14 protein-coding genes are annotated in these 13,454 nt (G+C 68.0%); all 14 read left to right on the top strand.

Going from position 1 to position 13,454, the window contains the following annotated elements; translation table 11 throughout:
- Positions 1 to 89 precede the first annotated feature (89 nt).
- The 14 genes from AC3A56_RS02595 (at position 90) to AC3A56_RS02530 (ending at position 13,357) form a co-directional block, all read left to right on the top strand.
- Positions 90 to 578 carry an SUF system Fe-S cluster assembly regulator gene (locus AC3A56_RS02595; RefSeq protein WP_007804535.1) on the top strand — a complete coding sequence of 163 codons (489 nt, stop codon included), beginning with the start codon at positions 90 to 92 and terminating at the stop codon, positions 576 to 578.
- 8 nt (positions 579 to 586) lie between these two features.
- Positions 587 to 2,053 carry a Fe-S cluster assembly protein SufB gene (gene sufB / locus AC3A56_RS02590; protein ID WP_487769254.1) on the top strand — a complete coding sequence of 489 codons (1,467 nt, stop codon included), beginning with the start codon at positions 587 to 589 and terminating at the stop codon, positions 2,051 to 2,053.
- Positions 2,054 to 2,170: 117 nt separating this feature from the next.
- Entirely contained in the window at positions 2,171 to 2,923 is a 753-nt protein-coding gene (gene sufC, locus AC3A56_RS02585) for a Fe-S cluster assembly ATPase SufC (RefSeq protein WP_487769253.1), read from the top strand.
- A complete protein-coding gene (gene sufD, locus AC3A56_RS02580) occupies positions 2,920 to 4,239 on the top strand; it encodes a Fe-S cluster assembly protein SufD (RefSeq protein ID WP_487769252.1) in 1,320 nt (439 codons plus the stop codon). Before sufC ends, sufD begins: the two co-directional genes overlap by 4 nt.
- A gap of 122 nt (positions 4,240 to 4,361) precedes the next feature.
- Positions 4,362 to 5,606, top strand: coding sequence for an aminotransferase class V-fold PLP-dependent enzyme (locus tag AC3A56_RS02575; RefSeq protein ID WP_487769251.1), 1,245 nt, complete (start codon positions 4,362 to 4,364; stop codon positions 5,604 to 5,606).
- An 87-nt stretch (positions 5,607 to 5,693) separates the two neighbouring features.
- Positions 5,694 to 6,608 carry a 1-acylglycerol-3-phosphate O-acyltransferase, YihG family gene (gene yihG / locus AC3A56_RS02570; protein WP_487769250.1) on the top strand — a complete coding sequence of 305 codons (915 nt, stop codon included), beginning with the start codon at positions 5,694 to 5,696 and terminating at the stop codon, positions 6,606 to 6,608.
- A gap of 1 nt (position 6,609) precedes the next feature.
- On the top strand, positions 6,610 to 7,545 hold the full coding sequence (gene panE / locus AC3A56_RS02565; protein ID WP_487769249.1) for a 2-dehydropantoate 2-reductase: 936 nt from the start codon (positions 6,610 to 6,612) through the stop codon (positions 7,543 to 7,545).
- Between the two features lie 57 nt (positions 7,546 to 7,602).
- Complete coding sequence (locus AC3A56_RS02560; protein ID WP_056764293.1) at positions 7,603 to 8,151, top strand: GNAT family N-acetyltransferase; 549 nt, start codon at positions 7,603 to 7,605, stop codon at positions 8,149 to 8,151.
- Complete coding sequence (locus tag AC3A56_RS02555; protein WP_487769248.1) at positions 8,148 to 8,462, top strand: non-heme iron oxygenase ferredoxin subunit; 315 nt, start codon at positions 8,148 to 8,150, stop codon at positions 8,460 to 8,462. Before AC3A56_RS02560 ends, AC3A56_RS02555 begins: the two co-directional genes overlap by 4 nt.
- 168 nt (positions 8,463 to 8,630) lie before the next feature.
- On the top strand, positions 8,631 to 9,272 hold the full coding sequence (locus AC3A56_RS02550) for a PepSY-associated TM helix domain-containing protein (RefSeq protein WP_487769247.1): 642 nt from the start codon (positions 8,631 to 8,633) through the stop codon (positions 9,270 to 9,272).
- A 14-nt stretch (positions 9,273 to 9,286) separates the two neighbouring features.
- The gene (locus AC3A56_RS02545; RefSeq protein WP_487769246.1) at positions 9,287 to 9,799 is read left to right on the top strand and encodes a DUF2271 domain-containing protein; all 513 of its coding nucleotides are present in this window, start codon (positions 9,287 to 9,289) and stop codon (positions 9,797 to 9,799) included.
- 29 nt (positions 9,800 to 9,828) lie between these two features.
- Entirely contained in the window at positions 9,829 to 10,641 is an 813-nt protein-coding gene (locus AC3A56_RS02540) for a DUF4198 domain-containing protein (RefSeq protein WP_056717971.1), read from the top strand.
- A gap of 5 nt (positions 10,642 to 10,646) precedes the next feature.
- Positions 10,647 to 11,669, top strand: a complete 1,023-nt coding sequence (locus AC3A56_RS02535; protein ID WP_487769245.1) for an FAD:protein FMN transferase — start codon at positions 10,647 to 10,649, stop codon at positions 11,667 to 11,669.
- Entirely contained in the window at positions 11,666 to 13,357 is a 1,692-nt protein-coding gene (locus tag AC3A56_RS02530; RefSeq protein ID WP_487769244.1) for a sulfite reductase subunit alpha, read from the top strand. The genes AC3A56_RS02535 and AC3A56_RS02530 overlap by 4 nt, the downstream gene beginning before the upstream one ends.
- Positions 13,358 to 13,454: the final 97 nt, after the last annotated feature.

Genomic DNA, 13,454 nt, shown 5'->3' with positions numbered 1-13,454 from the left:
CGTCGTGACGAGGCGGCGGGGCTTTATTGACCGCGAGGGCTCTAATCAGTACCATTTCAGTCCTGATTCAAACCCGTTCCGAGCGCCCCATGCTCCGCGTCAGCCGACTGACCGATTACGCCACCGTGGTGATGACCTGCATCGCTGCGCACCCGACCGAGGTGCTGAGCGCGGTGCAGATCGCCGACGAGACGCGGCTGGAGCTGCCTACCGTGAGCAAGTTGCTGAAGGCGCTGGGGCACGCCGCCCTGGTCGAGTCGTTCCGCGGCGTCAATGGCGGCTACCGGCTGGCACGCGCGGCCGCCGACATTTCGCTGGTCGAGATCGTCGAGGCCATCGAGGGTCCGATCGGCATGACCGAATGCAGCATGGCCGAAGGCCAGTGCGATCGCGAGGCACAGTGTGGCGTGCGCGGCAGCTGGCAACTGGTCAACAACGTGCTGGACAACGCGCTGCGCGCAGTCAGCCTGGCCGACATGCTGAAGCCGCAACCGCCGCGGCCGTCGCGACGGATCGCCGCCGTGGCCATCAGCGACATCGCGATGCCGGCCAAGTCCCGCCGGGTCACCACCGAATGAACGAAATCATGAACGAGCAGAGCAGCACCGCCACCGCGTTGCGTGACAACGCCGCCGTTGCCGAGGCACTGGGCCGCACCTACAGCGCCGGCTTCGTCACCAAGATCGAGATGACCGGCCTGCCGCCCGGCCTGGACGAGGACACCGTGCGCGCGATCTCGGCGGTCAAGGGCGAGCCGGAGTGGATGACCAACTGGCGGCTGGACGCCTTTCGCCATTGGCTGACCATGCCCAAGCCCGACTGGGCCAAGCTCAACATCGATCCGATCGACTACCAGGCGATCAGCTACTACGCCGCGCCCAAGAAGCAGCCCAAGTCGCTGGACGAAGTCGATCCGGCCCTGCTGGAAACTTACGAGAAGCTGGGCATTCCGCTACACGAGCGCGCCGCGCTGGCCGGCGTGGCGGTGGATGCGGTGTTCGACTCGGTCTCCGTCGGCACCACCTTCCGCAAGCAGCTGGCCGACGCCGGCGTGCTGTTCTGCTCGATGAGCGAGGCGATCCGCGAGTATCCCGGGATCGTGCAGAAGTACCTGGGCAGCGTGGTGCCCACCGGCGACAACTTCTTCGCGGCGCTGAACTCGGCGGTGTTCTCCGACGGCAGCTTCGTGTTCATTCCGAAAGGCGTGCGCTGCCCGATGGAATTGAGCACGTATTTCCGCATCAACGCGCAGAACACCGGCCAGTTCGAGCGCACCCTGATCGTGGCCGAGGAAGGCGCCCACGTGTCCTACCTCGAAGGCTGCACCGCACCGAAGCGCGACGAGAACCAGCTGCACGCGGCGGTGGTCGAGCTGGTGGCGCTGGAGAAGGCGCAGATCAAGTATTCCACCGTGCAGAACTGGTACCCCGGCGACGAGAACGGCGTGGGCGGCATCTACAACTTCGTGACCAAGCGCGGCGACTGCCGCGGCGACGATTCGAAGATCAGCTGGACCCAGGTCGAAACCGGTTCGGCGATCACCTGGAAATACCCGTCCGTGGTGCTGCGCGGCGATCGTTCGGTGGGCGAGTTCTACTCCGTCGCGCTGACCCATCACTTCCAGCAGGCCGACACCGGCACCAAGATGATCCACCTGGGCAAGCACACCAAGTCCAAGATCGTCTCCAAGGGCATCAGCGCCGGCAGGAGTTCCAACAGCTACCGCGGCCTGGTGAAGATGGAGAAGGGCGCCGAGGGCGCGCGCAACTACACCCAGTGCGACAGCCTGTTGATCGGCAAGCAGTGCGGCGCCCACACCTTCCCGTACATGGAAGTGAAGAATCCCAGCGCCATCGTCGAGCACGAGGCGACCACCTCGAAGATCTCCGACGAGCAGATGTTCTACTGCCGCAGTCGCGGCATCGCCGAGGAAGACGCCGTGTCGATGATCGTCGACGGCTTCTGCAAGCAGGTCTTCCGCGAGCTGCCGATGGAGTTCGCGGTGGAGGCGAAGAAGCTGCTTGAGGTGTCGCTGGAAGGTGCGGTGGGTTAGAGCAGGGAATCGGGAGTAGGGAATAGTAAAAGCCCCGTTCCCGCTCCCTTCCAGACTGCCGCGTCGCCTGCTTTTTTCTATTCCCCATTCCCCATTCCCCATTCCCGGCTCAAAACCATGTTGAAAATCGAAAACCTGCACGCCCGCGTCGAGGGCAAGGAAATCCTCAAGGGGCTCAGCCTCACCGTGAACGCGGGCGAGGTGCACGCGATCATGGGGCCGAACGGCGCGGGCAAGTCCACCCTGGGCAATGTGCTGTCCGGCCGCGACGGCTACGAGGTGACGGCGGGCACGGTGAGCTACAACGGCATCGACATGCTGGCGCTGGAACCGGAAGCGCGGGCGGCGGCCGGCGTGTTCCTGGCGTTCCAGTACCCGGTGGAGATTCCCGGCGTCAACAACACCTATTTCCTGCGCGCGGCACTCAATGCGCAGCGCAAGCAGCGCGGCGAGAAGGAACTCGATTCGATGGCCTTCCTCAAGCTGGTGCGCGAGAAGCTGAAGGTGATGCAGATCTCCGACGAGCTGCTGCACCGTGCCGTCAACGAAGGTTTTTCCGGCGGCGAGAAGAAGCGCAACGAGATCTTCCAGATGGCCGTGCTGGAGCCGCAGCTGGCGATTCTCGACGAGACCGACTCGGGCCTGGACATCGACGCGCTGAAGCAGGTGGCGCAGGGCGTCAACACGCTGCGCTCGCCCGAGCGCGCGTTCCTGATGATCACCCACTACCAGCGCCTGCTCGACTACGTGGTGCCGGATTTCGTGCACGTGCTGGCCGACGGCCGCATCGTCGAGAGCGGTGACAAGTCGCTGGCCCTGCGGCTGGAAGAACAGGGCTATGCCGGCGTGAGGCACGGAGCGGTGGCATGACCCAGCCGGCCACCTTGCCCCTGGTCGAGTCGCTGCTCGACGCGCCGCTGCCGGCCAGCGGCATTGCCTGGCTGGATGCCGCGCGGCAGGAAAGTCGCGACGCGTTCGCCAGCACCGGCCTGCCCGATACCCGGGTCGAGGCGTGGAAGTACACCGCCTTGCGCGGCCTGGCCCAGCGCCGCTTCGCCCACGGCGACGCGGTCGCATCCGATCGCGCCGTCGATCCTTCGCTGCTGACCCTGCCCGGCGTCGAGGGCGCGCGACTGGTCTTCGTCAACGGCGTGTTCCGCGCCGACCTGTCGATGCTGGACGCGCTTCCCGACGGGCTCACCCTGCAGCCGCTGTCGCGCGTGTTGAAGGACGACGCCGAGCCGTTGCGCTTCGGCTGGTCGCGATCCGCCACCCGTGCCGAGACGCGCGGTGCCGCCGATGCCTTCGCGCGGATCAACGCCGCCAGCGCCACCGACGGCATGGTGCTGCGCGTGGCCGCCCACGCCACGATCGCGGCGCCGGTGCAGCTGGTCTTCGTCGGTGCGGACGGCGAGGGGGAACTGGCCTGGCATGCGCGCAACCTGATCGAGCTGGGCGAGGGCGCGTCGCTCACCCTGATCGAGCAACACCTTGGCGACGGCGGTCAGGCGCAACTGGCCACCTTCGTCAGCGACATCCACGTGGGAGCGGGCGCGAAGCTGCATCACGTCACGCTGCAGAACGCGGCGTCGACGGCGAACCTGATCCGGCACAGCCACCTGCGCCTGCAGGCGCGCAGCGAAGCGACCCTGCACGTGGTCGAGCTGGGCGGCGCCCTGGTGCGCCACGACCTGCAGGTCGAACTGCTGGGCGACGAGGCGAAGCTGCACACGCGCGGCGTGTTCATGCCGCACGGGCGCCAGCACATCGACACCCAGCTGGCGATCCGCCACCAGGCGCTGAACACCGCCTCCAGCTCGAACTGGCGCGGCGTGGCCAACGATCGTGCCCGTGGCGTGTTCCGCGGCGCCATCGTGGTGGCGCCCGGTGCCGACGGCAGCGACGCCAGCCTCAGCAACAAGAACCTGCTGCTGTCGGCCGGTGCCGAGATCGACACCAAGCCCGAACTGGAAATCTACGCCGACGAAGTGCAGGCCGCCCACGGCGCCACGGTCGGCCAGCTCGACGAGCGTTCGCTGTTCTACCTGCGCTCGCGCGGCATCCCGCTGGCCGAGGCGCGCGCGCTGCTGACCGCCGCGTTCTGCCGTGCCATGCTGGATGACCTGCCGAACCCCGGGTTGCGCGAACACCTGGCCAGCCTGCTGATCGCACAATTGCCGGAATGATGTTTATCTCCTCCCCCTGCCTGCAGGGGGAGGCTGGGAGGGGGTAGTGCTCTCGCGGCAAAGAGCGTCCCCACCCCAACCCTCCCCTGCAGGCAGGGGAGGGAGCCAACCGGATTCCTTGAATGAACACCACAGCCAGCCCCGCCACCGTCTTCGACATCCAGCGCATCCGCGCGGACTTCCCGCTGCTGTCGCGCACGGTGCATGGCAAGCCGCTGGTGTATTTCGACAACGCGAACACCAGCCAGAAACCGTTGCCGGTGATCGAGGCGATGAACGAGCACTACCGCGAGCACAACGCCAACGTGTCGCGCGCGGTGCACCAGTTGGGCGAGGAAGCCACCGCGGCGTACGAAGGCGCGCGCGACAAGCTGGCGCGCTTCATCAACGCGCCGTCGCGCAACGAGCTGGTTCTTACCTCCGGCACCACCCAGGCCACCAACCTGGTGGCCTACAGTTATGCCCTGCCGCGGCTGCAGCCGGGCGACGCGATTCTCACCACGGTGATGGAGCACCACGCCAATATCGTGCCGTGGCAGCTGGTCGCCCAGCGCAGCGGCGCCACGGTGAAGGCTGCGCCGATCGACCAGCGCGGCGAGCTGATCGTCGAGCAGTACATCGCGATGCTGACGCCGGAAGTGAAGCTGGCCTGCGTCACCCAGGTTTCCAACGTGCTGGGCACGGTCAACCCGGTGCGCGAGATCGCTCGCGAGTGCAGGAAGCGCGGCATCGCGCTGCTGGTGGACGGTTCGCAGGCGGTACCGCACCGGCCGGTCGACGTGCAGGCGCTGGGTTGCGACTTCTATGCGTTGACCGGGCACAAGATGCTCGGCCCCACCGGCACCGGCGCGCTGTGGGCCAGGCGCGAGCATCTCGATGCGATGCCGCCGTTCTTCGGTGGCGGCGAGATGATCCGCGAGGTGCGTTTCGACGGCACCAGCTTCGCCGAGGCGCCGCACAAGTTCGAGGCGGGCACGCCGAACATCGCCGGCTTCGTGGGCCTGTCCGCCGCTATCGACTACTACCAGTCGGTGGGCTTCGAGGCGACCCATGCGTGGGAACAGCAGTTGCTGGCCTACGCCACCGAACGCCTGCGCGAGATTCCCGGCCTGCGCATCATCGGCGAGGCGGCCGAGAAGGAGCCGGTGATCTCGTTCCTGATCGACGGCACCCAGGCGACCGACCTGGCCACCTTGCTGGACCTGCAGGGCGTGGCGGTGCGTTCCGGCCACCACTGCGCGCATCCGCTGATGCAGTTCTTCGGCGTGCTTTCCACCTTGCGTGCCTCGCTGGCGTTCTACAACACGCGCGAGGAAGTCGATGCCTTCATCGTGGCCTTGCTCAAGGTGCGCAAGCTGCTGATGTGAAGCGGCCGGCTTTTCATGGCCGCAAGCATGGCTCTTCCGGCCCGCGCAAGGCATCATGGTCGGCAGCTTTCCCTGTGTAGTCCATCCATGCTTGCCTTCCTGCCTTCCGTGCTGCGCATCCCGCTGGCGATGCTGCTGCTCCTGCTGAATATCCTGTTGCACGTGCTGCCGCTGTTCGCCCTTGCGCTGCTCAAGGTGGTCATTCCGCTTGGCTTCGTGCGCCGTCCGCTTTCGCGCGCGCTGGTGCTGATCGCGGAAAGCTGGATCGGCGTCAACAACGTCCTGTTCGGCGTGTTCACCCGCATCCGCTGGCAGGTCGAGGGGCTGGAAGGGCTGCACCACGACCGGAGCTACCTGGTGCTGAGCAACCACCAGAGCTGGGTCGACATCCCGGTGTTGCAGAAGGTGTTCAACCGGCGCATTCCGTTCATGCGCTTCTTCCTGAAGCAGGAACTGATCTGGGTGCCGCTGTTGGGCCAGGCGTGGTGGGCGCTGGATTTCCCTTTCATGAAACGCTACTCGCGGCAGACCCTGCTGCGTCATCCCGAATTGCAGGGCAAGGATCGCGAGGCGACCCGCAAGGCCTGCGAGAAATTCCGGCACATGCCGGTGTCGGTGATGAATTTTGCCGAGGGCACGCGCTTCACGCCGGCCAAGCACGACGCGCAGTCGTCGCCGTATCGATACCTGCTGCGGCCCAAGGCCGGCGGCGTGGCCTTCGTGCTCGACGCGATGGGCGAGGCCCTGCAAGCGATCGTCGACGTCACCATCGTCTATCCGGAAGGCCCGTGCACGATGATGGACCTGATCGGCGGGCGCGTGCACGACATTCGCGTGCATGTGAGCGAGCGTGCGATTGATGCCGGCCTGCTCGGCAGCTACGACGAGGACGCGGCCTTCCGTGGCCGGGTCAAGGCGTGGATGAATGGCCTGTGGAGCGACAAGGACGCCCAGGCCGCACGCATGCAATCGGCCGCCGCCGGCACGACCAAGGGAGACTGACATGCGCATCCTGATCGTGGGTGCCGGCGCCACCGGCGGCTACTTCGGCGGACGCCTGCTGCAGCACGGACGCGACGTGACCTTCCTGGTGCGCGAAGCCCGCGCGCGGCAGCTGGCGCAGCACGGCCTGGTGATCCGCAGCGCCACCGGCGACGCCGAGCTGCCGGCGCCGCCCACGCTGACGACCGGCGAGCTGCGCGATCCGTTCGACCTGATCGTGCTCGGCTGCAAGGCGTACGGGCTGGAACAGGCGATGACCGACATCGCCCCGGCGGTCGGGCCGCGGACGGCGATCCTGCCGCTGCTCAACGGCATGCGCCAACTGGACCTGCTGGACGCGAAATTCGGCGCCGAACACGTGCTGGGCGGCCAGTGCGTGATCTCCGCCACGCTCGATGCGCACGGCGCGGTGCAGCACCTCAACACGCTGCACGGGCTCACCTTCGGCGAGCGCGACGGCAGCGCCTCGCCGCGAATGCAGGCCATCACTGCGGCCTTCGCCGACGCGGGCTTCGACTCGCGCCCCAGCAGCAACGTGGTGCAGGAGATGTGGGACAAGTGGATCTTTCTCGCCACGCTGGCCGGCATCACCTGCCTGCTGCGCGGCGCGGTCGGCGAGATCGTCGCCGCTCCCGGCGGTCGCGCGGCGACGCTGGCCCTGCTGGAGGAATGCCGCGCGGTGGCGGAGCGGGCAGGGTACGCGCCCGGCGAGCGCGTGCTGGAACGGGCTCGCGGCATCCTCACCGATCCGGCATCGACGTTGGCCGCCTCGATGCTGCGCGACCTGCAGCACGGCCATCCGATCGAGGCCGACCACGTGATCGGCGACATGCTGGCACGTGCCGAGCGCGCCGGCGGCGAGGCTTCGTTGCTGGCCGTCGTCTACGCGCATCTGAAGGTCTACGAAGCGGGGCGCAAGCCGGACGCGTCTGCCTGAGCGGCCGGCTGTTGCAGATCATGGTGGAAGCGCCGGGCCGCACACTATGATTCGCGCATGACCGAACAGACGCTTCCCGTTTTCCGCCAGGCATCGAGTGCCGATGTCGATACCATCGTGGCCCTGGTCGAATCAGCCTATCGCGGCGAGTCCGGCCTGCGCGGCTGGACCACCGAATCGCACCTGCTCGACGGCCGGCGCACCGATGCGGCCGACGTCGGCGCGCTGATCGGACGCCCCGACAGTCGCATCCTGCTCGCCGAATGCGATGGCCGGATCAAGGCCAGCTGCCACATCGAGCGCCAGGGCGACGCCGGCTATTTCGGCATGTTCGCGGTCGACCCGAGCGGGCAGGGCAGCGGTCTGGGCAAGCAGGTGCTGGCGGAGGCCGAGCGGATCGCGCGCGAGGAGTGGCACTGCCGTGCGATGCGCATGACGGTGATCGTGCAGCGCGAGGAACTGATCGCCTGGTACGGCCGTCGCGGTTACCGCCGCACCGGCGAATACCAGCCGTTCCCCTATGGCGACGAGCGTTTCGGCATTCCCCGTCGCGACGACTTGCGTTTCGAGGTGCTGCGCAAGGATTTCGACGAGGTGGCGGCATGAACGGCTGGGTGAAAGTCGGCACCCGCAGCGACTTCCTGCCTGGCGAATACAAGGTGGTATGGGACGGCGACACGCCGATCGCGGTGTACAACATCGACGGCGCGCTGTACGCGGTCGAGGACACCTGCACCCACGACGGCGGCGACCTGGCCGGCGGCGAAGTGTACGGCTTCGAGGTGGAATGCCCGCGCCACGGCGCCCGCTTCGATCTGCGCACCGGCGCCGTGACCAAGCCACCGGCGTACGAGCCGATCGCCAGCTTCCCGGTGCGCGAGGAAGACGGCGCCATCTGGACCCGCGACGACCGCTGACGGGCTGGGCCAGGCGGGAAAAGCACGTCAGTTGTTGAGATTGATTCTTGTTTACTGTCTAATGGCGGCATCCGCGCGGCCGGCTCGCCGCCGCCGCGCATCGCATGAATGGCCCTTGCCTGTCGCCGCACTCGCGCGGCGTGGCAGGGGTGCGAGCCACGGACACCAATGGGACAGTCGCCAGCACAACTCGAATCCGCCACACCGCAACGCCGCGCGTTCTGGATGCGGCAACTGCACCAGTGGCACTGGATCAGTTCGGCGCTGTGCCTGATCGGCTTGCTGCTGTTCGCACTGACCGGGATCACGCTGAACCATGCGCGGCAGATCGAGGCCACGCCGCAGGTGACCCATCGCAACCTCGTGTTGCCCACGGAGCTGCGTGTTGCGGTCGACGGCGATGACGCGCGCAAGGCCGCGCTGCCGACGGCGGTGGGTGCGTGGCTCGACGATCAGTTGCAGGCACACGTGGCAGGCCGCGTGGCTGAGTGGTCGGCGGACGAGGTCTACCTGTCGCTGCCGCGCCCCGGCGGCGACGGCTGGCTCAGCATCGACCGCGCCAGCGGCGCCGTCGAATACGAGCTGACCCGGCGCGGCGCGATCGCCTATCTCAACGACCTGCACAAGGGTCGCAACGCGGGCGCGGCGTGGAGCTGGTTCCTCGACGTGTTCGCGCTGGCCTGCCTGGTGTTCGCGATCACCGGCTTGTTCCTGCTGAAACTCCACGCCGCGCGGCGCACCTCCACCTGGCCGCTGGTGAGCCTGGGCCTGGTGCTGCCGGTGGTGCTGGCGCTGCTCTTCATCCATTGAACGGAATTCCTGCGATGCGTCTGCTGCTTTCCTGTTTCGCCCTGGCTCTGGCCACGCCGCTGGCCGCGGCCGAGCTGAACCTCACCGTGCAGATTCCCGAGCAGAAGGTGGCCGAATACCACCGGCCATACACCGCGATCTGGATCGAGCGTGCCGACCGCAGCGTGGCTGCCCAGCTGGCCGTTTGGTACGCACAGAAGGACAGCAAGGAGGGTGCCGGCAACAAGTGGCTGCCCGACCTGCGCCAGTGGTGGCGCCGCGGAGGCCGCGAGCTGGCGTTGCCGGTGGACGGCGTCTCCGGCGCCACCCGGCCCGCCGGGCAGCACCAGTTGAACTTCGTCGACGGCCAGGCGCCGCTGGGCACCCTGGCTGCGGGTGATTACGTGCTGATCGTGGAGGCGGCCCGCGAAGTCGGCGGGCGCGAAGTGGTGCGTGTGCCGTTCACCTGGCCGGCTGCCACCACGCAGCACCTGACCGCGCGGGGCAGCAGCGAACTCGGCGCGGTCAGCCTCGACATCAACCCGTGAATCCCGTTACCGAACTGCCCGGAGTGAACATGCACAAGCGCACCCTGAAATGGATCGTCCTGGCCGCGGCGATCGCCGCGCCGCTGGCCGCGCAGGCGCACAAGATGTGGCTGCTGCCGTCGGCCACCAATGTCGCCGGCGCCGATCCGTGGGTCACCGTGGATGCGGCGATCTCGAACGACCTGTTCCATCCCGACCATCACGCGGCGTCGCTGGAGCAGCTGGTGATCACCGCGCCGGACGGCCAGACGGCCAAACCGGCGAATGAGGCCGTCGGCAAATATCGCAGCGTGTTCGACCTGCAACTGAACCAGCAGGGCACGTACAAGCTGGCGCTGGTCAGCAGCGGCCTGTCTGCCAGCTACGAGCTGGACGGCCAGAAAAAGCGCTGGCGGGGCAAGGCCGACGAACTGCGCTCGGCCATCCCCAGCGCGGCGAAGAACGTGCAGGTGACGGCGTCCAGCAACCGGGTGGAAACCTTCATCAGCAACGGCAAGCCGAACGAAACCGCGCTGAAACCCACCGGGCAGGGCCTGGAACTGGTGCCGGTCACCCGCGTCACCGACCTGGTCGCCGGCGAACCGGCCACATTCCAGCTGCTGCTGGACGGCAAGCCGGCCGGCGACCTCCGGGTCAGCGCGATCGCCGGCGCCACCCGCTACCGCAACGCACAGGACGAGATCACCGCGCAGACCGGCAGGGACGGCAAGTTCCAGCTGACCTGGCCGCATGCGGGGATGTACTGGATCAACGCCGCGACGCAGGACGGCAACAGCGGCAGCAAGCTCGCCAGCAAGCGCCGCCTGTCGTATACGGCGACGCTCGAAGTGCTGCCCGAGTAAGCAGGATGGCGTTGCTGCGTCTGGCCGTCTGTCTGATCTTCCTGGCTGTTTCCGCGCCGGTGGCGGCGCAGCTGCAGCGTCTGGACGGCCAGACCATGGGCACCACCTGGTCGGTGCAACTGGTGCTGCCGTCCGCGCAATCGGCGGAACAGGTGCGGCGGGGCATCCAGGCCGAACTGGATCGCGTGGACGGCCAGATGAGCACGTACCGGCCGCAGTCAGCGCTGTCGCGCTTCAATCGCGCGCCGGCCGGCAGCTGGCAGGCCTTGCCGCCGGAGTTCTTCGAGGTCTTGCAGCATGCGTTGCAGCTGGCCAAGGACAGCGACGGCGCGTACGACCCGACCGTGGGACCGCTGGTGAATCTGTGGGGCTTCGGCCCCGACCAGCGGCCGCGGCAACCGCCGACGGTTGCGGCGATCGAGCAGGCGAAGGCGCGGGTCGGCTGGTGGAAGCTGAAGCTCGATCCGGTCGCTCATCGTGCATGGCAGCCGGGCGGGGTCTGCGTGGATCTGTCCGCGGTGGCCAAGGGTTACGGCGTCGACCAGGTCGGCCGCTACCTGCAGCGGATCGGTGCGGCGGCGTGGCTGGTCGAGGTCGGTGGCGAACTGAAGGCGCACGGGCGCAAGCCGGATGGCATGCCGTGGCGGGTCGGCATCGAGCGGCCCGATGCGGCAGCCGGCGCGGTGAACGCCGCCGACGAACTGGTACGCACGATCGAACTGGACGAGCGCGCGATCGCCACCTCGGGCGACTATCGCCACGTGTTCGAGGACAACGGACGGTTCTATTCGCACCACATCGATCCGCGCAACGGCTGGCCGGTGCCCCATGAAGTGGCCTCGGTCAGCGTGCTGGCCGACGACGCCATGCAGGCTGACCCGCTGGGTACCACGCTCAGCGTGCTCGGCGCCGAGCGCGGCATGGCCTACGCGAGCCGACACGGTCTGGCCGTGCTGATGATCGTGCGCACCGCGCAGGGTTTCGAGCAGCGCATGTCGCCGGCGTTCGCGGCGGAGCTGCGCCGATGAAACCGGTCGACGCGCTCACGGCACGGCGCACGCTGCTCGGCAACGCGATCCTGCTGAGCGGTTTCGGCCTGCTCTCGGCCCTGTTGCTGTTGCTGCATGTGGAGGGACTGCACTGGCGCGACCCGGGCGGCGAGCGCTGGCTCGATGCCGCGCTGGTGCTGCTGGCATGGCTGGGCCTGCTCGGCTGGCTGCGTCATCGGCAAGCGGTGGCGCCGCGCAAGCCCACGAAGATGCTGGACATGGCGGCCGGCCGACCAACGGCGGTGGCGGATCGCGTCGCTGTCACCCCGCAGGCGGCGGCGGACACCACGGTGCGCGTGATCTACGCCAGCCAGACCGGCTTCGCCGAACAACTGGCGCGGCAGACCCTGCAAAGCCTGCAGGCGGCCGGCATGGCGGCGCGCCTGGACGGCATCGACGGCGTCACCGTCGACGACCTGCGCCGCGCCGGCCGCGTGCTGTTCGTGGTCAGCACCACCGGCGATGGCGAACCGCCCGACATGGCGCTGGCGTTCAATCGGCAGGCCATGTCGCAAGCGGAGACGCTGGCGGGCCTGCGCTACGGTCTGCTGGCGCTGGGTGACAGTGACTACGAGGAATTCTGCGGCTTCGGTCGCCAGCTGCAGCGCTGGTTGCAGGCCAGCGGCGCACAGGCTTTGTTCGATCCGGTCGAAGTGGACAGCGAGGACGAGGGCAGCCTTCGCCACTGGCAGCACCACTTGGCGACGCTGTCCGGCGTCAACGATCTGCCCGACTGGCAGGCGCCGAAGTACCAGCGCTGGCGACTGGTCGAGCGCCGCCTGCTGAATCCCGGCAGCGTGGGCGATCCCTGTTTCCACCTGGCATTGCAGCCGCTGCAGGGCAGTGCCAGCTGGCAGGCTGGTGACCTGGTCGAGATCGGCCCCTGCCATCCGGCCGAACGGGTGGCGGCATGGTTGTCGGCGCAGTCGCTGGATGGCCGCGTGCCGGTGTCGTACCGCAAGCAGCGGCAGCCGCTGGCCGAACTGCTGGCGCGTTGCCGCCTGCCCGAAGCGGACGAAGTCGACGGGCTGGATGAAGAGGCGGTGGCGGCATTGCTGCAGTGGCTACCGCATCGCGAGTATTCGATCGCCTCGCTGCCGGACGATGGCGCGATCCACCTGCTGGTGCGCCAGATGCGCGGCCGCGGCGGTTACCTCGGGCTCGGTTCGGGCTGGCTGACCGGGCACGCGCCGATCGGTGCCGAGATCGCCTTGCGTGTGCGCGGCAACAGCAACTTCCATGCGCCGCGGGATGGGCGGCCGATGATCCTGATCGGCAACGGCACCGGGCTGGCGGCACTGCGCGCCTTGCTGAAGGCGCGCATCGGCGGCGGGCACCGGCGCAACTGGCTGCTGTTCGGCGAACGGCAGCAGGCGCACGATTTTCTCCATCGCGACGACATCGAATGCTGGCTCGCGGCGGGCTGGATCGAGCGCGCCGATTTCGCCTGGTCGCGCGACCAGGCCGAGCGCATCCACGTGCAGCAGCGACTGCGCGAGGCGGCCGATGACTTGCTGGCATGGGTCGAGGCGGGTGCGGCGATCTACGTCTGCGGCAGCCTCGACGGTCTCGCGCCCGGGGTCGACGCGGTGTTGAACGAGGTGCTGGGAGCGACGCGGGTCGAGCAGTTGCGCCAGCACGGCCGTTACCGGCGCGACGTCTACTGACGCGCCGGCATCCCACCACCGGCAGGAACTTTCGCTCGCCACGCATGACCTATGGCCTATGCCCCGTTTCCCTGACGGGCGCAATCTGTGGGGATTG

Source organism: Rhodanobacter sp. Soil_C_14, assembly GCF_057657335.1.
The sequence above is the reverse complement of the archived record's forward strand: the minus strand, read 5'-3'. Positions and strand labels throughout refer to the sequence as shown.